General features: G+C 38.6%; 17 protein-coding genes. 3 read left to right on the top strand and 14 right to left on the bottom strand.

The genetic code is table 11. The annotated features are described in order from the left end of the window. Positions 1-487 precede the first annotated feature (487 nt). Positions 488-2,215: a S8 family peptidase gene (locus H6G75_RS05725; protein WP_190978999.1), complete on the top strand. Its 1,728-nt coding sequence runs from the start codon at positions 488-490 to the stop codon at positions 2,213-2,215. Between the two features lie 341 nt (positions 2,216-2,556). Continuing rightward, on the top strand, positions 2,557-2,853 hold the full coding sequence (locus H6G75_RS05720) for a hypothetical protein (protein WP_190978998.1): 297 nt from the start codon (positions 2,557-2,559) through the stop codon (positions 2,851-2,853). 284 nt (positions 2,854-3,137) lie between these two features. Here H6G75_RS05720 and H6G75_RS05715 read toward each other — a convergent pair whose 3' ends face one another. Continuing rightward, positions 3,138-4,448: a hypothetical protein gene (locus tag H6G75_RS05715; protein WP_190978997.1), complete on the bottom strand. Its 1,311-nt coding sequence runs from the start codon at positions 4,446-4,448 to the stop codon at positions 3,138-3,140. Between the two features lie 872 nt (positions 4,449-5,320). On the opposite strand from H6G75_RS05715, the gene fmt reads away from it, so the two are divergent. Continuing rightward, the gene (gene fmt / locus H6G75_RS05710) at positions 5,321-6,325 is read left to right on the top strand and encodes a methionyl-tRNA formyltransferase (protein ID WP_190978996.1); all 1,005 of its coding nucleotides are present in this window, start codon (positions 5,321-5,323) and stop codon (positions 6,323-6,325) included. 13 nt (positions 6,326-6,338) lie between these two features. Here the strand turns inward: fmt and H6G75_RS05705 are convergent, their stop codons facing one another. The 13 genes from H6G75_RS05705 to H6G75_RS05645 form a co-directional block, all read right to left on the bottom strand. Further along, positions 6,339-6,692: a DUF6464 family protein gene (locus H6G75_RS05705; protein WP_190978995.1), complete on the bottom strand. Its 354-nt coding sequence runs from the start codon at positions 6,690-6,692 to the stop codon at positions 6,339-6,341. A 251-nt stretch (positions 6,693-6,943) separates the two neighbouring features. Beyond that, complete coding sequence (locus tag H6G75_RS05700; protein WP_190978994.1) at positions 6,944-7,540, bottom strand: hypothetical protein; 597 nt, start codon at positions 7,538-7,540, stop codon at positions 6,944-6,946. A 43-nt stretch (positions 7,541-7,583) separates the two neighbouring features. Then, positions 7,584-8,609, bottom strand: a complete 1,026-nt coding sequence (locus H6G75_RS05695; RefSeq protein WP_190978993.1) for a glucokinase — start codon at positions 8,607-8,609, stop codon at positions 7,584-7,586. 205 nt (positions 8,610-8,814) lie between these two features. After that, positions 8,815-9,462 carry a histidine phosphatase family protein gene (locus H6G75_RS05690; RefSeq protein ID WP_190978992.1) on the bottom strand — a complete coding sequence of 216 codons (648 nt, stop codon included), beginning with the start codon at positions 9,460-9,462 and terminating at the stop codon, positions 8,815-8,817. Positions 9,463-9,870: 408 nt separating this feature from the next. After that, positions 9,871-11,292: an AAA-like domain-containing protein gene (locus tag H6G75_RS05685; RefSeq protein WP_190979038.1), complete on the bottom strand. Its 1,422-nt coding sequence runs from the start codon at positions 11,290-11,292 to the stop codon at positions 9,871-9,873. Positions 11,293-11,496: 204 nt separating this feature from the next. After that, complete coding sequence (locus tag H6G75_RS05680) at positions 11,497-11,901, bottom strand: response regulator (protein WP_190978991.1); 405 nt, start codon at positions 11,899-11,901, stop codon at positions 11,497-11,499. Positions 11,902-12,011: 110 nt separating this feature from the next. After that, entirely contained in the window at positions 12,012-12,389 is a 378-nt protein-coding gene (locus H6G75_RS05675; RefSeq protein ID WP_190978990.1) for a response regulator, read from the bottom strand. A gap of 102 nt (positions 12,390-12,491) precedes the next feature. Then, complete coding sequence (locus tag H6G75_RS05670; protein ID WP_190978989.1) at positions 12,492-14,315, bottom strand: response regulator; 1,824 nt, start codon at positions 14,313-14,315, stop codon at positions 12,492-12,494. A gap of 899 nt (positions 14,316-15,214) precedes the next feature. Further along, positions 15,215-16,309 carry a response regulator gene (locus tag H6G75_RS05665; protein ID WP_190978988.1) on the bottom strand — a complete coding sequence of 365 codons (1,095 nt, stop codon included), beginning with the start codon at positions 16,307-16,309 and terminating at the stop codon, positions 15,215-15,217. A 106-nt stretch (positions 16,310-16,415) separates the two neighbouring features. Continuing rightward, complete coding sequence (locus tag H6G75_RS05660; RefSeq protein WP_190978987.1) at positions 16,416-17,150, bottom strand: response regulator transcription factor; 735 nt, start codon at positions 17,148-17,150, stop codon at positions 16,416-16,418. 170 nt (positions 17,151-17,320) lie between these two features. Then, on the bottom strand, positions 17,321-21,367 hold the full coding sequence (locus H6G75_RS05655) for a PAS domain S-box protein (RefSeq protein WP_190978986.1): 4,047 nt from the start codon (positions 21,365-21,367) through the stop codon (positions 17,321-17,323). Between the two features lie 120 nt (positions 21,368-21,487). Further along, complete coding sequence (locus tag H6G75_RS05650) at positions 21,488-21,895, bottom strand: hypothetical protein (RefSeq protein ID WP_190978985.1); 408 nt, start codon at positions 21,893-21,895, stop codon at positions 21,488-21,490. A gap of 27 nt (positions 21,896-21,922) precedes the next feature. Further along, positions 21,923-22,219, bottom strand: a complete 297-nt coding sequence (locus tag H6G75_RS05645) for a hypothetical protein (protein WP_190978984.1) — start codon at positions 22,217-22,219, stop codon at positions 21,923-21,925. Positions 22,220-22,421: the final 202 nt, after the last annotated feature.

Here is a 22,421-nt window from a genome sequence, read left to right as displayed (position 1 = left end):
ACAGGCGTGATTGATGGGAGTAAATTTTGACTTCAAATACTAATTTATCCCAGCTTATTAGCTTTATGATTCTTGATATTTCTTGATAACTTTTATAATCTTTCGCAATTCAACTAAGACTTTAGCAATCAACCACAACAGCAGAAAATTTAATCAAAAGATTAAAACTATAAATTTTTCCGTAATCACAAGCTTTGGTGATGTATGAATCAAAAGAATGGCTGAAAAACGGCTAATTTAGATGCTGTTCACTGATGAACTCAGATAATCACCTTTAGGATTTTTCTTGACATCAGATTATTTCAGCAGTTAGAACAACTCAAATAAGGAAACAAATAATTCATAAAAATCAGTGAGAAATAAAAATTTCAGCCTTAAAATTTATGAGTTATTCACACATTCCTCAATTTATTTATTCACTAGTATATGGTGAATTTTATTACTGGAAAAATTACTAGTCTGCCATTGAATAGAGGTTGAAGCCAAAATGAGACACGAAAAACTTTCTCCTGGTTTGCTGTTGGCAGTTGAAGATTATCAAAATGAAGGGTTGTCAGCTTTGATGACACACAAGCGATCGCTTGGTATTATGGCACCCAAAAGTATTGTCAAACCGACCAAGAGCCTAGTTTTTATCTACTGTGATGATGACGCAGATTTAAGCCACTTGGCACAATATGGCATAGAAGTTAATCAAAATTCTGGCCATGTGCGTACAGCTTTCCTACCCGTTGATAGTTTAGATGCTTTATCTGAAGAACCTGCCATCCAGCGAATTAAACCATCACGCCAACTCAAGCTACGGATGGATGTTGCACCCCAAGCCGTGAAGTTACCAGAATTTAAAAATAAAACTGGACTAACTGGCAAAGGCGTAATTATTGGTGTAGTTGATAGTGGTATTGATGCCAAACATCCTGCCTTTGCTGGGCGAATTTTACGGTTATGGGATCAAACCATACCAGGGCCAGGAGTCAAGGAAGGCGCTTATGGTGCGGAACTAACAGGTTCCCTACTATCTGTTTCTCAAGATACTGGCGGTCATGGTACACACGTCGCAGGTATCGCGTCTGGTGCTGATGCTACTTATGGTGGTGTCGCGCCAGACGCAGAATTAATCATTATCAAATCTGACCTCCAAGATGCCCACATTGCTGATGCTGTTCGTTACGTATTTCGGGTAGCGGCTGAATTAGGCAAACCCGCAGTCGTCAATCTCAGCTTGGGTGGACATGCTGATGCCCATGATGGTACTGATTCCCTCTCCAAAGTCATTGACGCAGAAACTGGCCCTGGCAGAATTGTTTGCTGTGCAGCAGGTAACGAAGGTAACGACAATATTCACGGTCAAGCCATTATCCCCAGCGGGCGCATGAAAGGAATGCGCTTTAATGTGCCGTTCAATCAAGTAGGCATTGTTTGGTTAAATGCGTGGTATGGCAAAGACAGTGAATTAGAAGTTTCTGTACGCAGTCCGAATGGCTTTGTCACTCCCTTCCAAAAAATTATTCCTCAAGGCAACCCAGCGGTAGATCATCAACTACCTGACTCACGGGTACAAATTGTCACGCCAGGCCCAGATCAAGCCAACGGCGACCATAATTTCTTTGTGCAGATTCGGGGTAATGGCCCTTCGCCAGTTATGGGTGGTAATTGGCAGTTACGAGTCCGTAATACATCTACTCAGGATACCCGCTTAGATGTATGGACACTAGATGATAGTTCTTCTGTATTCTTTACAGGTACTAGTGTCCAAGATGCTGTGAAAATTGGTTCACCAGGATGTGCTAGTAATGCAGTGACAGTTGCGGCTTACACTACTAAAGTCAAGTACACCGATATTGATAACCAAGTTCGCGAAGTGGGTTTAGAACTGAACAGTATTTCTGATTTTAGTAGTGAAGGGCCATTACGCAATGAAGCCCAAAAACCGGATGTTGCTGCACCTGGGGCAATGATTGTGGCTGCGCTTTCTTCTAATGCAAATTCAGACCGTTCGATGACGGTTAATTCTAAGTTTCAGGCGATGGCTGGTACTAGTATGGCCACACCTTTTGTTACTGGGTTAGTAGCGTTATTATTACAGCGCGATCGCAATTTAGACCCCAACACCATCAAAGAGTTATTCCGCAAACATAGCTCAATTCCTGGCAAGCCATCAGGCACCTTTGATAACAAATGGGGTTACGGGTTAATTAATACTGAAAATCTATAGCAGAAGGCAGGAGGAAGGAGGCAGAAGGCAGGAGGAAAAGTCTTACTATTCCTGCATTCAAGCTTTCAAATTGTCCTTACAGACAGCAGATTCGATGTTTATGAGGTACAGCAACTGATTGAAAAAAGTAATAAGTAATAAGTCAATTCATTACTCATTACTTATTACTCATGGTGTACCTCACTTACTTCCAAAGTGCTGTATCTGACCACGACTATATAAAAAGACGTATAGATTTGTGTATTACGTCTGTATAAGGGTAGGTAATCAAAAACAAAAAATTTGATAGGTTAATCTTAGAACAGTTTGCAACTGCCTACCCTTTTACTCAGGAAACACTTATGAACTATCAGAAGCTAGGTGCAGCATTGTCGACGGCACTTAATGATGTTCAAGACTCAACCACACCAAGTTTAACTGTATTTATTCATACAGAGCCAATTACAGATGCAGCGATCGCGGTTTTACAAAGTCTCGGCGTTAATGATGTAACTCCAGACAAAGATACCTTCACGGCTACATTATCCGCAAATGCTATTTCCCAACTTTCAGAACAACCGTGGGTCAAATCTTTGCAACTTTCCCAACAATTGCGCTTGCTGAATGGCGGGAAAAGAATGCAGAGTTTCAAAATGTAAAGATTCAATTCAGCAGATAATCACATTAATAAATGTATAGTCTGAAGGCAGGAAGACAAGTCTTTCTATTCCTGGTATCTAAGCTTTCAAATTGTCCGAACATATCTAACTACAGCTATATTAATAAATCAAGCGATCGCTTATCAAAAAATTTCCCGTCATTAGCTCTAGTAATAACGGGAACGCAGATTATTTTTAATAAAAATAGCAGTCGAAGTATAGGTTTAAGACTATTTATTGATGACTGAAAACTGAGTTCCTACTCAGCACTCAGCACTTTGCTATTAGCGAGTAGCCACTTGTGGCCCTGACCATACTTCTTTGTGTTCACCAAAAGTCACAGGCTGATCAGTGTCGTTGGTATTGACTGTTTTGCCATCGGTAGCAACTTGTACCAAAGGCCAGTCTTCTTCACCCATTTCGCCTTCGCGGAACAGCACATGATCTGGTTGGTTTTTACTCCAACCTAGCAATACAGCAATTTTTTCATGTTCATCATCTTGACGTGCAGGTGCAACGGTGTTGGTATGATTTTTTTGTCGATCCCAAATCACTGCACGATCTGTAGCATCGCCAGTATTGAAGACACCCTCAAACTTACGTGCTAAAAAGCGATCGCTTTTTTCTGACCAACTCACCGGAACCAATACCCCAATCTTGCCATTTTCTTGCATCTGCTCTGGAGGTGCAACCTGGCGATGTAATAAGGGGTCTTTAATTTCCGAAGTTGAAGCCATCACCCGCAATTTCTTAGTTTCTCTATCTTCAACAAACATGGTGCTACTCACACGGCTGTTATACATTTCCGGTTGAATTTCCATTTGCACCCGGCTGTAAACAGCATACTTACCATCAGGAGAAACCACAGGTACACTACGGTAATAACGTACCCCAGAATTACCTTTAGAGCCAATCGCTTCTTGAGTCGCCACAATCCATTTCCAAGGAATAGGATGTGGACTACCGATAGGATCTACCTGTTCTGCTTGCTCTTCACTGGGTGCTTCCATTGCGGGTAAATCATCTGTAGATCCCGATTCTGGTGTTTGGGGAATTGGTTCAATCCCAGGAATACGATTTAATCCCGATGAACCAACAACAGAATTGTTGGCTGATGCAAAACTATTTTCTTGCATTAACGCTTCAATTTCAGATGCTTTGCCTTTTTTGAAATGGTCACGAATATTGGGAACAGGAGCCAGTTCTACTGCTGCGAAAGGATCAGCACCACTTGTATGAGAGCCATTGCCAATTGCATAATCTGCTACTACTAAAGATTCGATGTTCTGTGCTTGTAAAACTGGCTTTTTCCCCACTACAGCTAGATTCTGTGGTACTGAAATAGATGCTCCACTGGTGGAGTTACTCGGAGCATCTTGAAACATTGCTGCTAAATCTGGTTCATTAGCTGTTTCTTGAGGTACAGCTTCCGATTCTCCAGCTTCAGGAGGAAGTTTCGCTACTACTTTGGATTGTTGAGCAGAGGTAGAGTGACCTGATGCTGCAAATAAAGGCGCAATCAGCATCACTAGAACAACAGAATTAAGAAATGGTTGCACACGGAACCATCCTGACAGCAAGAGGGGTTTGAGCATGTGTGGACTCTCTAGAAGTGCGGGTGCTGTGTGAGGAGCAATCGAGGCTTATGTAGTAGGAGGAAAAGTGATGACTACAGGTATAACAATAAACTCACAGTTTTAACTACTAATTGTGAGAAATATTTTTTTTAAACTTGCACCTTGTCACAAAAATTTATTATCATTGCCTGCACCTTTTTGCTTAATAAATACTATTGATTAGCGACATTTTTGCCACAACAAACTTAATGCAGATGAACAACATAATTACTGCATTAATCGAACTTTTACACCTTTAACCAGTAATTAACCACACCAGTAAACTGGTGCTTGATTCAACAGCATAAGGCGCATTTTATTGGCTACAAGGAATTTGCAACCTATAGGTAGAGCGAAAAACTGAACTGTTGGGATAGACTTTAGCAACTGCCAAGCCGCAGGAGGCTCCCCTATTTATACCTGCTACAACAGTGCAGACCCCTGTAACGGTGAAACTGAGTGAGGCGTTACTTTAAAAGCTGGGAAAGTTGACGCACAACATATGATACTCGAAAAATCGAGTTAGTATCCACCCCTGGGAGTAAATTAATATCTAACTGTAACAATTGCAAAAACGCAGCTAAACTTGTAACTGCATTTTGGCAAAAACTGATAAACAGCTTTGTTTTGGCAAACCTTGCAAAGCTTGTGTATGGTCTCTAGCGGAATCAGCCGACTTATATGATGTCAAGCTGATATCAATTTATCAACATATTGGAGTAAATTATTTTTAGTTTATCAAGAAAACTCAATTTCGCCAACTTATGTGTAGAAAATAGTGAGTAAGGAGGATAATAATAAATAACTAAGTAAATATTACCTATTGATGCTTAACTATTGATTATTGATTAATGAAAGTTGTATTTTTTGGTACTCCTGAATTCGCTATTCCTACTCTCGAAAAATTACTGAATCATCCAGAATTGGAAATTTTAGCAGTAGTTACTCAACCAGATAAACGTCGAGAAAGGGGAAATAAACTTACTCCTTCGCCTGTAAAAACTCTGGCTCTCCAGCATAATTTACCAGTGTGGCAACCAGAGCGAGTCAAAAAAGATGGTGAAACTTTAGCGAAACTGCAACAAACAGAAGCTGATGTGTTTGTAGTGGTAGCTTATGGGCAGATTTTATCCAAAAAAATCTTGAATATGCCCAAATTAGGCTGTATTAATGTACATGGGTCAATTTTACCAAAGTATCGCGGTGCGGCTCCAATTCAATGGTGTCTCTACAATGGTGAGCCAGAAACAGGAATTACCACCATGTTGATGGATGCTGGTATGGATACTGGGGATATGTTACTCAAAGCAACCACACCAATTGAATTGTTAGATAATGCTGACAATTTAGCTGTAAGATTAGCAAATATTGGTGGAGATTTGTTAATAGAAACTCTGTTAAAACTGAAGCATCAAGAGATTCAAGCAATTCCGCAAAACGACGCAGAAGCTACTTACGCGCCTTTGATTCAAAAGCAAGATTACCAGTTAGATTGGTCAAAGAGTGCGATACAATTACACAATCAAATTCGGGGTTTCTACCCTAATTGTTGGACAACTTTTCGTAACCAGACTCTGAAAATTACAGCGACCCTTCCCCTTGGTTCTGCTGACGCGGAAGAAATACCACCAGAATTAGCAACAATACGCCAAAAATTACCTGATTTATCCCATATATCTGGTAGTCCTGGAGAAATAGTCAGCATTACCAAGGGAATAGGTGCGATCGCCCAAACTGGAGCAGGTTTATTATTATTACGGGAAGTTCAATTAGCGGGTAAACGTCCCCAGTCGGGATGGGATTTTGTTAATGGTACACGGTTAACAGTGGGGGAAATTCTGAAGTCTGAAGTATGAAGTCTGAAATTATTCATACTTGTTCATAGTAGCGGCAGTCTTGGCAAGGGCCTTGGGGGTTGACTGCACAGCGAACAATTTCAGAATGAGCGTTATAAATACAAGTAGCGTCACCAACCACCCAACGCCCATCTAGCAAACTTTTTTCGGCTGGCCTTTGAGCAGATTGGACGTAGAGAGCTATATTATATAGTCGATAACGCCCCGATTTAAATTGATATCTATGACGACGCTCTAGAACAGCGTAGGTTTTACCTTGAAAATCAAGATAGTTTCCTGGTTGGGGTGTCCAGTCAAGTTGCACTTTACCGAGGGACTGACGCGGGTGCGTCAGTATCACCTCGGTTGGTAAAGAGTCTGGCTCCATAGGTTTATGTGATGTGATTTACATTATAAAAATAGTATCGCAGGAGCCTACTCTTGCTGATCTGAATTCGATTATAATTGATGACCGCCTTCAGGGTTATCTACTTTAAGGCGCGATCGCTCTTAAGTTGCAGTATCAAGTTTGAGCATCCAAAATCCAGAAGTCAGAATCAATACTACTAGACCACTAAAATTTCTATCTAGCATTCATGATTCTGAATCCTGACTCCTGAATTCTGACTACTTATCCCATTATTTCAAAACGACTTGGAAAGAATTCAAATAACCGGTAATAGTTTTGTTGAGGGTTTGTTGTTGTTTTTTCGTAGTAATTGCCATTACTTGATACAGCCGACCTTGGGCAACATACATTCGACTGCGAGTAATTTTACCGCCGGGATTAATAAACTCAATTTCTTTGCCGGGATGACCGTTGGAACTACGAATATTGCGCTGACGAATTAAATTACTTTTCGTAGTTTTTAGTACCATAGCTTGGGCTTGGTCTAATATGGTTTGCGGATTGGTCAATGTGCCGTAACTGTGGGGAAACTCATTATAAACAACTACATAGGCAACTTGCTGCTTTGGTGGTTGAGCAAAAAATATATTTAAGTCAATTTCCCCTATCTGGGTTTTTTGGGTTTGGGTTTCTTTATTTGGTGTTCCCGGCATTAATACTGTAAAACGTCCATCAGGCGCACGGAATAATTTCCATTTTGGTTGGACTGGTTGCGCGGCGGTTTCTGGTTTTTTAACTGCTGTTTGGGGTTGACGTGCTTCTACAACAAAACAGCTACCACAAACAAGTGTGGCAGCTATGAAAGGTAATAATTTGGGGAATGTCATAGTTTTAGCTTTACTGATGCAGATATCACTGATGATGATAGTGTTATAACCTAGCTGCACACAAAGCCGCACCTATTAATCCTACTTGGGGATTGAGAATAATATATACTGGTACTTCTTCTAAAAGAGAACGCATTCGGCCTTTTTGAGTGAAGTTCAATAAAAAACTACCATTTTGAATTAACGGCAGAATTTTCGGTGCAATTCCCCCAGCAATGTATAAGCCGCCGTAGGGTAAAAGTTTCAAGGCGAGATTGCCGGCTTCTGCACCGTAAGCATCAACAAATAATTGTAATGTTTGTTCCGAGAGGCGATCGCTTTTTTGAATTGCGGCTTTACCAATCACAGCACCGGGATCAACACTTTTTTCAGTCCGTCCGGCTTCCTGTTCCCAGGTTCTCACTGCTTGGGCAATTTCTGGCGATTCAGTAGCATGTTTGCGGTCGCGCAAAAATTGGTAAATAGCAACAATACCTAAACCAGAAACCACTCGTTCTACAGACACACGCTGAATATCATGTTTATCCAGCAAATATTTCAGTAGTTGAAATTCTAACTCGTTGCGGGGAGCAAAGTCGGTGTGACCACCTTCGGAAGGAAACACTTGATAATGATTTCCCTGCTTGATTAAAAAGCCTTGTCCTAACCCTGTCCCCGCACCAATCACAGCGATGGGTGCTTCTGGTTTGAGTTTACCTGGTTGTAAGATCAGTAAATCTTGGGAACTTAACCCAAAAATGCCATAGCCAACAGCCGCAAAGTCATTAATTAAGGAAATTGCGGCGATACCTAATTCTTGTTGCAGACGATAGGTATCTAAATACCAAGCTAGGTTAGTGAGTTTAGCAGTGTTGTTGACCACTGGCCCGGCGATCGCAAAACAAGCCTTTTGAGGAGTAGCTGTATTCGCTTGCAGTAAAAATTGCTGTACCATCGGCACTAAATCAGGAAAATCCCCACTGCGATAACTGTCCTCATAAACTGTCTGCAACTCTGAGAAATCTGAGGTTTCCACCAATCGCAAAATTGTTTTTGTGCCGCCGATATCTCCTGCTAGTAACAAAGTCATAATTAATTACTTAGTAGTTTAGTTATTGTTTCAGGACTTACGCAAAATTATCAAAAAAAAAACGCAATGGACACAAAGTTATCAGAGTTTGAGAGAGTTCTTGCGTAAGTCCTATGTTTTTGGAGATTTAATTCCAGGCTGAGACTAGATTCAGACTTTATCTTCTTATGGCTAATAACCCTAGTCTTCTGCCCTGTTACAGAATTTACGCAAATCGAATTACTTCCTCAACTTGAGTTAAATGAGAAGTATCTCCTTTTAGTTCTAACAACCATTCTGGGCCTTGAAGCACAACCTTGACTAAAGAACATAAAGAAGCTTTAACTTCGGTTTTAGCAACTTCACCCACTAACCCCATTGCCGCACCCAACACAGAAGCACCATGCGCTACCAATAAAATCTGTTCGGGAAAAAATTCTGTGGCTAAACATCTCGCTGTTTGCCCAGAACGTGCGCGTACTTGTTCGTGAGTTTCGGGATATTTAGCTGCGATGCGTGCTGTGTAGCTATTGTCAATTCTGGGAAATAGTTCTTTTAAGGCAGGAGTGGAGAGTCTTTCTGGTTCTTCTGTCATCCATTCTGGATTTAACCATTCACTCAAGCCTGTTTCTAATTTGATAGGTAAATCCAAAACTTCGGCTACTGCATTGGCTGTTTGCACTGTTCGCAAAAAGGGAGACGCAAAAATATGGGTAATTTTCTCACTTTTCAAGCGTTGGGCTAATTGTTTTGCCTGCACGAAACCATCGTCAGATAAAGGCGGATCGTAACGTCGTTCGGCGGTGAGAAACCAATCAGGATATACAAAGTCGAGGCGGTTGGCGTGTCTTGCGATCCAGACTATTTGACTCATGGGTTTTTTCAGGCAAATAAAGTTGACACCTAAAAAAATTCAGGTGCTAAAAGATGGTTGCAAACCCAATATTATGACAAATCTTGTAATGTTTTGTAATAATTAAATGTTTTTACGAATATAAATTAAATTAATCAATTCAATACTCTGTACCATAAGGTCAAATTCCATCTCTACGGGTTAGTAATCTCAGCAACCCGCTCTAAGTTGATTAATATCTAACCAGATGAATTAATCTTTCTGGCGAAAGAGGGCATTCTGCCTAAGCATTTATTAACCTGCAAATAATAGAACCTTTAAGCCGGAACAGCTAAGACTCCTTAGCTGTTCTTATTTATTCTGCTGTAAGAGACCATTTATAAAGTAAATACAGGAAATTCTATTTTTACTTTATAAATCATCTCTTACTTATTTAAGCAATGGTGAGGTTATACCATATTTTATACTTAGCTGTTTTTGAAAATAATTACGGTAAAGTTCGCAACGAGGTAGGATGCGATCGCCATCAAAACAAATCAATCCTAAACTTTCGAGTTTATAAGCATCCACAGGGTCAACAGAAATGCTTCCTGTTGCTGTGACAATATCAGTATATTTTTCCACTAAGTGAGGATTGTCTTGTAGCTTAATCCAGTGTCGCCAGAGGTGATGGCGATATATCCCACCGTTGGCGATCGCATCTGTAATCAATTCTTGTAAAGTAACTATACCAGAAGCTAGATGATACAAAGCCAGTTGAATCAAGGCTGGATGACCACCAACCAAAGACATTAATTGAATAGATTCTTCACCAGAACTCCAATCTAACTCATATCTTCTGGCTAAATCTTCTACCTGGGTTTGCGTAAATTCAATAAGGCGTATAGGTAAGCCAATATTAAATGGGGAACGATTAATATCTAGAGAAACATATTGCTCTGTAGAATATACCACTACTAATCTCAGCTTTTGCCAAGCCTGATTTTGACGTGCTTCCTCACACCAAGAACGCAACAAAGCAAAAAATTCTTGAGCAATGTGAGGATAATCAAAAAAGCGATCAACGTCATTCAATACCAAAACTATGGGGTGATTACTCTGTTGCAGGATATACTTTTGCAAGTAGAAACTACAGCTTAATTTATAACCAACCTCTTCATCCCATTCATCATCTAAGTTAGGCTCAATTTCTAATTGTTGGGCAATTTTCCAGCACAGACAACGCAACAGTTTATTTAAATCAGTCAAACAATGGTGATCAATTTGATGGCAATTAATATTAACAGTCCGATATTTTTTGAGATTCGCAAAAGCTAAAAGACGTAATACTAAAGAACTTTTACCCATCTGTCTTGGAGCGCGAATCCGAATCACACAACCTGGTCGAGTGATTTCTCGACAAACCAGTTCTTCTATTGGTGGACGTTCAATATACAACGGAGAATCTAAAGTTATAGGGCCGTTTGGATATGACCAATATTGTTCTATTTGGTCATGAGATAATTGAGGCAAGTTATCTTTTTGTAGAAATGATTTTTTTGACACAACATCTAATATTTTTGTTTCATTTTCCCCATTTAAAACGGTGTAATCTTCTTCTCGTAGTTTGAGATTAAAGGCACTAAAGCATAATTTGAGAGTTTTTTGATCTACGCCTTTACTCAAAGACCACAAGCGGCTTAAAGTTTTCGTAGAAATGTTTACCTGTTTGCTAAGTTCCTCTAGAGTTAAACGATATCCCTGGTTTTTGAGAATTTCCCAAGATATAATTGCTTCTTGTAAACGCTGTATACCTGTGGAAGTGAGTACAACGCCTCTTCTTCTCTTAGTTTTATGTTGCTGTAAATTCATGTTTTTCGTAGCAAAATTTTGGGCGTACATAAAATCTAGTGGATAAATTGCGATGGTTTATTTATGCCGAGAATTAGAGGGAAACTAGTATTTATTTTGGTTTGCTTTATCTCATTGTCAAGAGTTATTTAGCAAATTAAGTGTGATTTAGTTCACAATATCTGAGATAGCAAAATATGATAAAATAAAAAGCTTATCTATTATTTAAAGAACAGATTCACATTCAGGCTGTACACTCCAGCCTAAAGCGCAAATAATTTGCTCAGGCAAAGTTAGGGGATTAAAGGGTTTAGCAATGGCTTTCACTACACCAAGTTGCTGAAGTTGTTGTGAGGTAAACCAATCGGCAATTACACTCAACAATATTACTGGAATTAATTTGGTTGAATGTCTTTCGCGGAATCTATACAGAAATGTGGTAAAGTCCATACCTGGCATAACAACATCAAGCAGGATAGCATCAGGAGACTCTATCTCTAGCTGTTGAAGAGCGGCTTGAGCTGAAGCAGCAGTTATGACTTTCCATCCCACCAAATCGTGTAAACAAATTTGTACAAGTTCTCGAATAGTTGGTTCATCATCAATCAACAATATTGTCTTGATTGTCATGCTGAAAACACTGGATAAATAGTGATGAATTCAGCTTAAATCAAGAAAATAAGAAACTGATAAGAGTGTCAATGCTCATTGATGATGTTCACTCACTCCCCATTATCTCATTACGCTTTCCAGGCAAGCATTTGAGCGATTTGCTCACAAATTAGTATGGGATTAAATGGTTTATTGATGATACCTGCTATATCTAATTGAGCAAAACGTTTGTAATCATCGGGTAAGACTTTGGCTGTGAGCAAAATTATTGGAATTTTATGAGTTTTGGGATTGGCTTTGATTTGCTCGTAAAATTGAAACCCATCCATATCAGGCATAGACACATCCAGTAAAATGGCATCTACAATTTCATTTTGAACCTGTAAAAGTCCTTTATCACCTGATGGGGCGGGTATTGTCTCCCAGCCGCCTAAATCTTCTAAGCATGTGCAGGCTAGGTCTCGAAGTGATTCTTCATCATCGATGACAAGAATGCGTTTGCTCATTGTTCTGTTACTGTTATTGGCAAAGTGAAATCAATAAATTGGTTAAGGTTTTTGGAATGCGATCGCTTGGGTAGTCAGGCGATTAATATCGGTGTAGGGTAGTTAAGTTGAGAGTTTTTGCTGTACACGATAACGGTCAATTCTGCTCATAACACGATGGATTAAATCTGTTCCCACTACAGGCTTACCAATAAAATCATCAGCCCCTGCTGCCAATACCTGTTGAACTGATTTCATATCTGTATGGGCCGTGACTACTAAAATTGGCAAATTTCCCCAATGAGGATCTTGTCTCACTACCCGACACAAGTCCATACCACTATATGTCGGCATTTCTAAATCAATCATTAATAAATCAGGTTGAGTTGAAACCAGTACTTCCCAAAATTTTTGCGGATTTTGCAATGTCTCGACTTTTAACCCCCAAGATAGCAGTATATTGCTCAATATTTCCAGCATCATCGGATCATCGTCTAAAATCATCACCTTAGCTGAATTAGCTGGAGTTTTGGGTAAAACTTGAGTAATGACCTGAAAAACTTCAGTAGTGTTGGGTTTGGTGAGAAATCCTTGGACACCAGCACGAGCTACAGCAACTCGCTGCGTGAAGTTGTCTTGCTCTGCTATAACAAAAATTGGTATTTTGGGAAATTGTTGTTTGAGTTTATTCAGCAGTTGTAAACTCTTTGGCATTGATGCTTGCTCATTTAAATAAAGCAGAATCACCTTGGGCAGTTGTGAAACTTGATGTTGAATACTCTCCCAATTCATGGCTACTTCTATCTGCATTCCCCAATTCACAGCTTCGGTTTTGAGTTGGTGATTAAAAGATTGATCATTGATAGCCAGCACGAGAGGAAGTTGGATATTTGCAAATTGGTCAAGGGTGCTGAATGTTGGTGGTTGAGTTAGTGTTTCTTTGATTTGAGCAATTAATTGTGATAGTTTCACAGCATCCTGCGAGGTGAGATTTTTATCCTGAATCAGCAAATGTTCAATAGACTGAGCTAACTTTGAGCCTGTGCTATAGCCAAAAGAACTTAATGTACCTGCTAGTTTATGGGCTTCTTGACTGGTTTGCTGCCGTAGTTCAGATGATAATTTTCCTTGATGTAAGGCTTGTGCGGCTTGTTCTAGCAAACTAACTCGTTCGGTAAATGTATCTTTGTAGCGTTCTATGGTTTTCTTGATAGAAGCGATCGCAGTTTGCCGTTTTGCTGTTACTGTTGTGTCTGTCTGCTGAGTTAGTGGCACAGTCTTGAGCCGATAGCCCAAACCATAAACTGTCTCTAATAATTCCGCAGACATTCCGGCTATTTTCAGCTTGTGTCGCAAGTCTTTAATCAAATTAGTTACAGCGCCTTCACTGGGTGAGGTATCTATTGACCAAAGACGGTCAATAATCTCACTGCGACTAAATACGCGCTGTGGATGACGCAAAAATAGCCCTAGCAAACTATATTCCTTGGGACTTAATGATATCGGCTTACCTTGATATGTCACTGCTGCCGAGGTGGTGTTAATGCAGAGATTTCCCCAACGCAGTAAACTTGGTGTCAGTTCTGTTTGTCCACGCCGCAACAATGCTCGTATTCTGGCTAACAACTCTGAGATATCGTAAGGTTTTGTGACGTAATCATCTGCACCTGCATCCAATCCTGTGACCACATCATTACTGTGGTCTTTCGCGGTTAGCAACAGAATCGGTTTTTGCATCCCTTGAGCGCGGAGTTGACGGCAAAGTTTAATTCCATCTAGTTTGGGTATCAGCAGGTCTAACAATATCAAGTCAAAATTGGACAAGGTTGCTAAAGCTAATCCATTTTGACCATCTGTTGCCAGTTCAACTGCATAACATTCCGTCTTGAGAACCTCACTCAGTACGGTTGCAGTTGGTAAATCATCCTCTACCAGCAGAATTTTCACAACTTCTAAAATTTCCTAACCAAATGATCCACACTACTCAGCACAGCCCAAAAAAGCTTAATCTCAAAAAATTAAGCTCATAAGACAAAGTGCCTCAGATTGTTTTAGCTATGACTTTATTTAGCAGACATTTTTAAGATACATCTGTTTGCTTGATAGAGCAAGCTTAAATATGCCTTATCTCTAGCAGGACTTATACACAAACATTGTCTGTTAAAAATGGGTGTAAGTGAATGTAATTTGTGCAGCAACTACGGACACCACTAGAAGTATACAGGCAAATATACGCAAGTTTATCGGCAAAGCATCTGAGATACTGCTTACATCATTTTGGCTTTAATCTGCTGACTCTGCGGTCTAAATAATCAAGGTTTACTCAACAAGACTTCTATATTCCCTTACCTTCCTTGTCCCCCTTGTCTAATTTACCCCCTATGTGCATAATTCCTGATTGGGAAGTTGAGGATTCAGGACAAACACTTACTTCTATACTGAAAGTGTTGTCGTAGTTTTACTCGGATAGCATCTATACATACAACTACAATGTCACTTTAACAGTTGCAGCCATAAGTATTTCTGAATTTGATGTAGGGGGTAAACTGCTCCTAAATTTTTTTAGGAGCTTTAACTATTTCATATCATTGGAAAATAATTGCCAAAGATTATTAATTACATCAATTTTATAAATAGCAATTTTACTAGCTAATATTCCTAAATAGCAACAAGTAAATATTTCACCAATGATTATTAAATTGCAGGCTAAGGAAACTGACGTGCAGACATCCTTAGTTTTTGTAAAACTTCTTAACGCTAATATTAAAACAATCTTCCTTCTTAAAATTACCAAAAAATAATCATTAAATAGTAGGAGCAGATATTTGTCTGCTCCTACTGACAAGTCATAAACAAGGTAAAACAACACTAATCACAGTTCCTTGACCGGGAGTACTATTAATGAAAAATTCACCTTGGTACAATTTCACAATATGCTGTACAATAGCTAATCCTAAACCAGAACCTTGCTGTTCATATAACTTGCGATTAAATTGAATTAATGCTCCAATTTTCTCGATTTCTTCAGATGTCATTCCTTTACCATGATCAATAACATCTAATTTATATTTATAACCATTGACCTGACTCAATACTTTTACTTCATTACTAGGTAGGGAAAATTTCAAGGCATTATCTATAAGTTCTTCAATGATAAGACTCAATTTTTCTTGGGGAAGTCTCACCAGCGATTCGGTTAATTCCAACTTTAAATCTTTTTCTCTACTTGTTGCTTTTGCTTTTTGAAAGCAAACATCTCTAATTATTGTTTTACTCAAGCAGTTATCTATTTCTTCTTGAATTTGTCGCACCTTTTCAGGATTTCTGGCGACTAATTCCAAATTACTATACAGTAAAAATCTTTGTGCTAGTCGATGTAATCGATTAGCTGATGTATAAATAGATTCAACAATTTCAATTTCTTCCGATTCATCAATCATATCTGAATGCTCAATTAACAATTGAGTCATACCGATAATGCCATTTAAAGGCGTATTAATTTCATGGGGTAATGAGTGGATAATATTCATCCGTAACTCATCTAGTTTGGCTTGTGATTGACGTTCAACCACAGCTTTTTTGTTCAGCCTTACAGCAATTGCATTCAATAATTCTTCGGGAGTAAAGGGTTTAGTTAAATAGTCATCAGCCCCAAAATCCATTCCCAGACGAAAATCTGAACGTTCTGCTTTTGCTGTCACAAATATTAAAGGAATATTAATAGTTGCTTCATTTTGACGCAGCGCCGACAGCACACTATAGCCATCTAACTCAGGCATCATAATGTCGCAGATAATTAAATCTGGTAATTGTGTTTGGGCAATTTCTAATCCTATCTTACCGTTCGGTGCAGCCAAGGTTTCAAAGTTGGAAAGTTGTAAAATTTCCAAAATATTCTCTCGAACTTGGGGTTCGTCTTCTATAATCAAAATTGTGTTCATCTAAAGGAATTAAAAAGATAAATTATTGTTTTTGGGAATAGAATGACAACCCTGATAACATTAAAAATATATACTGAATAAACTAAAGTAGCTAAGTTTTAAGCTACTATTTACTGTGATGCAATAAATTAAACTTCTGCAAAATTTTGGCATTTTCTGGAGTTAATAATGCTTGTAAATTTTTCATTTCATTTAAAAGCATAATTTCTCGATCATACTCTTCTTGTAAAATCTTCAAGTAGCGATCGCGGTCATTTTCGGATTGCACCTGCTTGAGCATATGCACCGCCATATTAATATTAGAAAGTGGATTGCTTAAATCTTGCAACAGCTTTTCTAAAACCTCATTTCGCATATCAGCTAATTGCTTAGTTTCTTCTAACTTTTGCTGACTAACTTGAATTTCTTGTTTAAGTTTGATATTTTGTTGACGTTCTTTTTCATACTTTTGTTTCATCAAGGTAGGTTTTGCTACCCGTGCCAGCCTCATCTGAATTGCCTTCAACAGTTCTTCTGGAGAAAAAGGCTTTGTGATGTAATCATCTGCTCCTAACTCCATACCATAACGTAAATCACTGCGCTCAACTTTTGCAGTCAGTAAAATTACGGGGATAGAATCAGTTTCAGAGTCTTCGCGTAAGGCTTTAAGTACGCCATAGCCATCCAAATCGGGCATCATAATATCACAACATATCAAATCTGGTTTTTCTGATTTAGCTAGGCGTAATCCATCTAAACCATTATTAGCACTAATAGTCTGAAAATCAGACAATCCTAAAATCTGCTGAATGTTCGAGCAGATTTGAACTTCATCTTCAATTACTAATATTTTTTTGGTCATTAATCTTGTTAAGCAATTATCTAAAAATTTGCCCCATATTCATCTATCCAGAAGAAACGCTACTAGGAAGTTTGCTAAGTCCAGGAGTTAGCTCACATAGACTTATTTCCACATAGAACCTCTGTATTTATCTTTCCCAAAAAGTATCAATTAATAACATCAGGTATAATTTAATTTACTGATTTAACTACCAATGGTAGTTCTACTCTAAATGTTGTCCCAACTCCGACTTGACTGGCGATGGTAACTCTGCCTTGATGTAGGTCTACACACTTATGAACGATTGCCAAGCCCAATCCTGTACCGGGAACATTGCCCACATTACTAGCTCGAAAAAATGGCTCAAACAAGTTTTGCTGTTCTTCTGGGGAAATGCCGATACCTTCATCTTGAATGAGGAATACAGCGTTTTGATTTTGAATTAATAAATAAATTTGAATATAACTGTGATTGGGTGAGTATTTAACTGCATTAGAAAGCAAGTTGCTTAAAATTTGTCGCAGCAGTTTTTTATCCATATAAGCCATGACTTGCCCACCATCTGACAGGCTATGTTGAGGTGGCTGACAAAAAACTAAATTATGTTCCGGAGAACTGAGTTGAATTTCTTCTACTAAGGTATGACAGAAATTGACTAAATCGAGATAATTTGGATCAAAAGCTAATTTACCAGCTTCAGCTTTATTAATCAGCAAAATATCATCTAAAAGTTGCGTAGTATGCTGGACATAGGTTTGAATACACTGGAGATGTTTTTGCTTTTGTTGTTCATCAAGTTTATGGCTGAAGCTTTTTAAGATACCAGCAGAAGATGCAATTACAGCTAAAGGAGTACGGAACTCGTGGGAGGTCATGGAAATAAACCGAGATTTTAACTCGCTGAGTTCTTTTTCTTTAACTAATGCTTTGCAAATATCTGCCTCAGCTTTTTTGCGATCGCTAATATCCCGACAGACACAAATTAAATCACCTTGCTCAGAAATCGTTAAGGATACTTCTTCCGCAAAGTAACTTCCATCTTTGCGTTTGGCGATCGTTTCTCCCCGCCAATGTTTCTGCTGCATTAAAGCGGGAAAAATTTCGCTTTGAAAACGTTGAATTTCTTGTGGTTCGTAAATTTCTGACCAATTCTTACCAATTAGTTCTTCTGGATTAGTATAGCCAAACATTTCCACATGAGCTTGATTGAGATAAGTGTAGACATTGCCACTTAAAATCGCAATTCCATCTATAGCAGCTTCTACTGCGGCAAATTGGCGTTTTAAATCTTCTTCGGCTTGTTTTTGATTACGAATATCTTTAACTATTCCCACCGAATAAATTGGTTTACCAACCACATCACGAATTAAAGAAACTGTCAGATTAATCCAAATTGGGTGGCCATTTTTATGTAAACACCGCTTTTCAATGGAAAATGTTTCTATCTCACCTGAAATTAATTTTTGCAGGTTTTGTTGATGGTGGAGAATATCATCTGCATAAGTCAAATCTCTAAAGGTCTTATTCATGAGTTCTGCTTGGCTATAACCCAACACTTCACATAATTTTTGATTGACCTTGAGTAACTGTCCATCTAATGTTTCTAGTTTAATTCCCACCGCAGCTTGGTTAAAAATAGCCCTGAGTTCAGCTTCATTTTTTTGTAATTCTAAAGTGCGCTGCTCAACTCTAGCTTCTAAATCTCGATTCAGTTGTTGCAATGCTTCTTGCGCTCGTTGTCTTTGTAGTTCAGCTGAGGCTCTGGCAGCAAATACTCTTAAAATTCCTTCAAATTTATGGGGATCAGGTATTCGCTTATCATCAATTATGCACAGCAAGCCAATTGGGTTGCCAAAATCATCACTTAAAATCACACCCATTAAACTTTCAGCTTGTATCTTTGTCCATTTGGCTGCGCCTGGAAATTGTTGTTGAATTCCCCCAGGACAATAGTAATATCCTCTTTTAATGACAAGTTCACAAGGTGTTGAAGTGGGGTCATAGGAAATATTCGGCTGCAACTTGCCATCAGACCAAGACCCTAAAGTATGAACTTTGCCATCAATTAACTGACTCACTAAAGTGTGACGGACATCTAAAGTCGAAGAAATATGCTCAACTAAAGCCGGAAAAAAGTCTTGTCCTGTGGTCGAAGCTGTACTTTCAATTAAACTTTGTAAAGCAATTTCTGTTTGCTTACGCTCTGTAATATCTTCAGAAATTCCCGTAATTCTGTAGACTTTTCCTTGCTCATTTCTAATGGGAAAAGCACGGCTGCGAATCCAACGAATTGCTCCATCAGGGCGAATAATTCGATATTCTTCATCAAATGCGCTTTGCATTCTTTGATAGTTATTAGCAATAAACTTTTGACGATCAACAGGATGTATAGAATTTATAAATATCTCAAATGAGTGATAAACTTCTTCGGCTGATCTACCCCAGATTTCTGCAAACGCCGGACTAACGTAAATAATCTGAGACAGTTCATTTTTAATTTCTGTAATCCAAAATGTACTCTTAATATTTTCTGTTAATAGCCGGAATTTCTGCTCGCTCTCTCGTAGTGCGGCTTCGGCTTGTTTCCGTTCACGGAGCGCAGCTTGCTGTTCAGTAATATCATTGGTAATGATGACTGCACCTGTAACTTTTTGGTTATGCCAAATGGGGCCAATCTGAGAATGATAATATTTCAAATTTGTCTGGGTGTCTAAAGCACGGGTTTCATAGCTGACAACTTCTCCTTGGGCAAAAACCTTCTCTAATGCAGAACGTTGAATTTCGCAATCTTCTGGCAATACATAGTCATCAATACTTGTGCCAATAACTTCCCCTAAAGAAAGATGGGGTGTAGTTTGATTAATAAAGGAGATTTTCCCTTCAGCATTGACGACTCGTACCATACTGGGTGTACTTTTCAAGACAGAGCGCAACATTGCTTCTGACTCAGCTAAGGCCATTTCGGCTTGCTTGCGTTCTGTAATGTCAATTCCCACAGCAACGGCCGCAGTTTTTTGTTGATATTTTTGCGCTATAACTAAGTATTTACGTGTGAACCCGTTAATTTGAGTATCAACAACACTAGAATCAGCTACATCTTGTCGATGTAGAAAGTCGTGCATAAACTCTGTAAATTGGGGGCTATTTTGCAAAAAACCCAATTCTTGTCCCACAAAATCATCGGCTGTTAAGTTAAAACTTTCAGCCAAATGACGATTCACCCCTAAATAATAGCCATCGGCACTTACCCAAGACACAAACCCTGGTACTGCATCTAAGACTGTTTGTAATTGTTCTTTGGCTTGTTGCAGTTCTTCTTGAGCTTGGCGACTTTCGGTGATGTCTATACCTGTACAGACGATATAGTGAATTTGGTCATCATTATTGAGTAAAACTTTATTTGACCAGGAAATTAAGCGGCGATCGCCATCTTGATTAATTAAAATAGCTTCATAACGTTGCGGAAATTCTTTGGCTGCCAAATTTTGAAAGATATTCTTCAGACATTCTTGGATGTCTGGTAACATCAGCACATCCCAAACAGATTTTCCTTGAGCAACTTCAAATGCGTAACCTGTAGCTTGTTCACAAGTATGATTAAAGCGAACAACTCTTCCTTGACTATCCAATACAACTACTAAAGCATCTGTAAGATTAAAAATTGTTGAAATAAAATTACGCTCTAAACGCAACTCGGCCTCAATACGTTGGCGTTCGGCAAGTTTTACTCGCGCATAATTATAGAGTCCGGCTTGTTGAATAGTAACTGCCAGTAGACTCGTAGGTGTCACTAATCCAATCAATTCCCCTTGCTCCCCGATAACTGGTAGATGACAAATACGATGTTGTCTCAGCAAATTTAATGCTGTAAAAACATCTTTAAAATCTTCTATCTTCAGCGTTACTAACTCTCTTGTCATCACTTCAGCAACACTGATACTTTCTAAATCCTTTCTTTCGGCTGCCATCTTAATTAAATCTCGCTGGGTGAGAATCCCGACTAACTGCGAGTCATCAACAACTAGAACACAGCTGGCAACTTGAGATGCAATATTATTGATATCTTTGCTAAAATTGTTGGATAAAGAATTATTTCTGTTCGGAAAATCCCGAAAATTAGCTTGTGCTTCATTTATTAGTGCAATCACATCCAGAAGCCGCATCTTGGAGTTAACAGTCAGAGGCTGACGGACGATAGTCTGGTGTAAATTATCGGGGCTGTGATAGTTGAGAAGCATTATATAGATGTTTAGGACAAGATAGATGATCGGATATCAGGTATAATTAATATTTTTGCTTACAAATATTTAATACACCTCAGTGTTTTCTATGATAAAAATCCATCTCAATTTTGCCAGTTAAGGATAGCCAGACGGCGATATTTTGGCTTGACCTAAACTTGTTGGAATTGATGGTACTATCTCTATCATACAAAGTGTCCCCATCAATGTTGTAAGAATTCTTATACCAGACTTGATAACTATTACTTGATTTAGCTGCTGAGAAATTGGGTATTTGAGGCGTTTTTTGATTTTTTTCTCTTTGCCCAACACTAAGATTAGGGAAAAATGTTGCTTCGGTAAAGGGATAGAGAATTTAATATCCACAGCCAAACAATTACTAAACTTTTGTTGAAACGCTTGTTTGATAGCTGCTAGTTGTATTTCCGTAAAAGTTGCTGCTGTTTGCGGAGGAATACTAGCTAAAAACTGTTTTAGGAAAGCATCAATTTTTTGATTATTATTTGTTAAGCTATGGCAATACATATCTCTACAAAGGATTGCGATGGAGAATTAAAACATTAAGCTATGTTCATTATCCCAACACTTATTATCCTGCCAATTTCTGCCAGTATGTTTACAGTCGGACTCATTATTAATCCAAGGAATCGATGTTGCATGAGCCGTAGGCGATGAGATGGCAGAAGTAACTGAAGGGATAACAGCAGAGAGAATCATCACACTAGAAGTTGATAAAATGATGCAGGAACCTACAAAAAATAAAATATTAATAGGATTCCAGAAATTTTTTGTACTGTTTTGGGTGTGTAATTCTTGGTGAGAACGACTTTGAATACCTGCGAAAGACATAATTCTACACTCCTTTGGTGATTTTAGCTAAAGCAGCTTTTTCTCAAAGAAACTAACGGCAATTACAGAAAATCTATTCTTATGTCTAGCTATTGGCTAGGAGGAGAAAAAATTTTGAGTTTTGAGTTAGCTTTTATCGAGAATTGAAAAACCTAAAGGTAGATGCAGAATTGATTTGAGTTTTTGAATTTAGATAAATAAA

Origin of the sequence: Nostoc sp. FACHB-280, assembly GCF_014697615.1 — a bacterium.
Classification (GTDB): domain Bacteria; phylum Cyanobacteriota; class Cyanobacteriia; order Cyanobacteriales; family Nostocaceae; genus Nostoc_B.
This window is presented reverse-complemented; position numbering and strand designations above follow the sequence as displayed.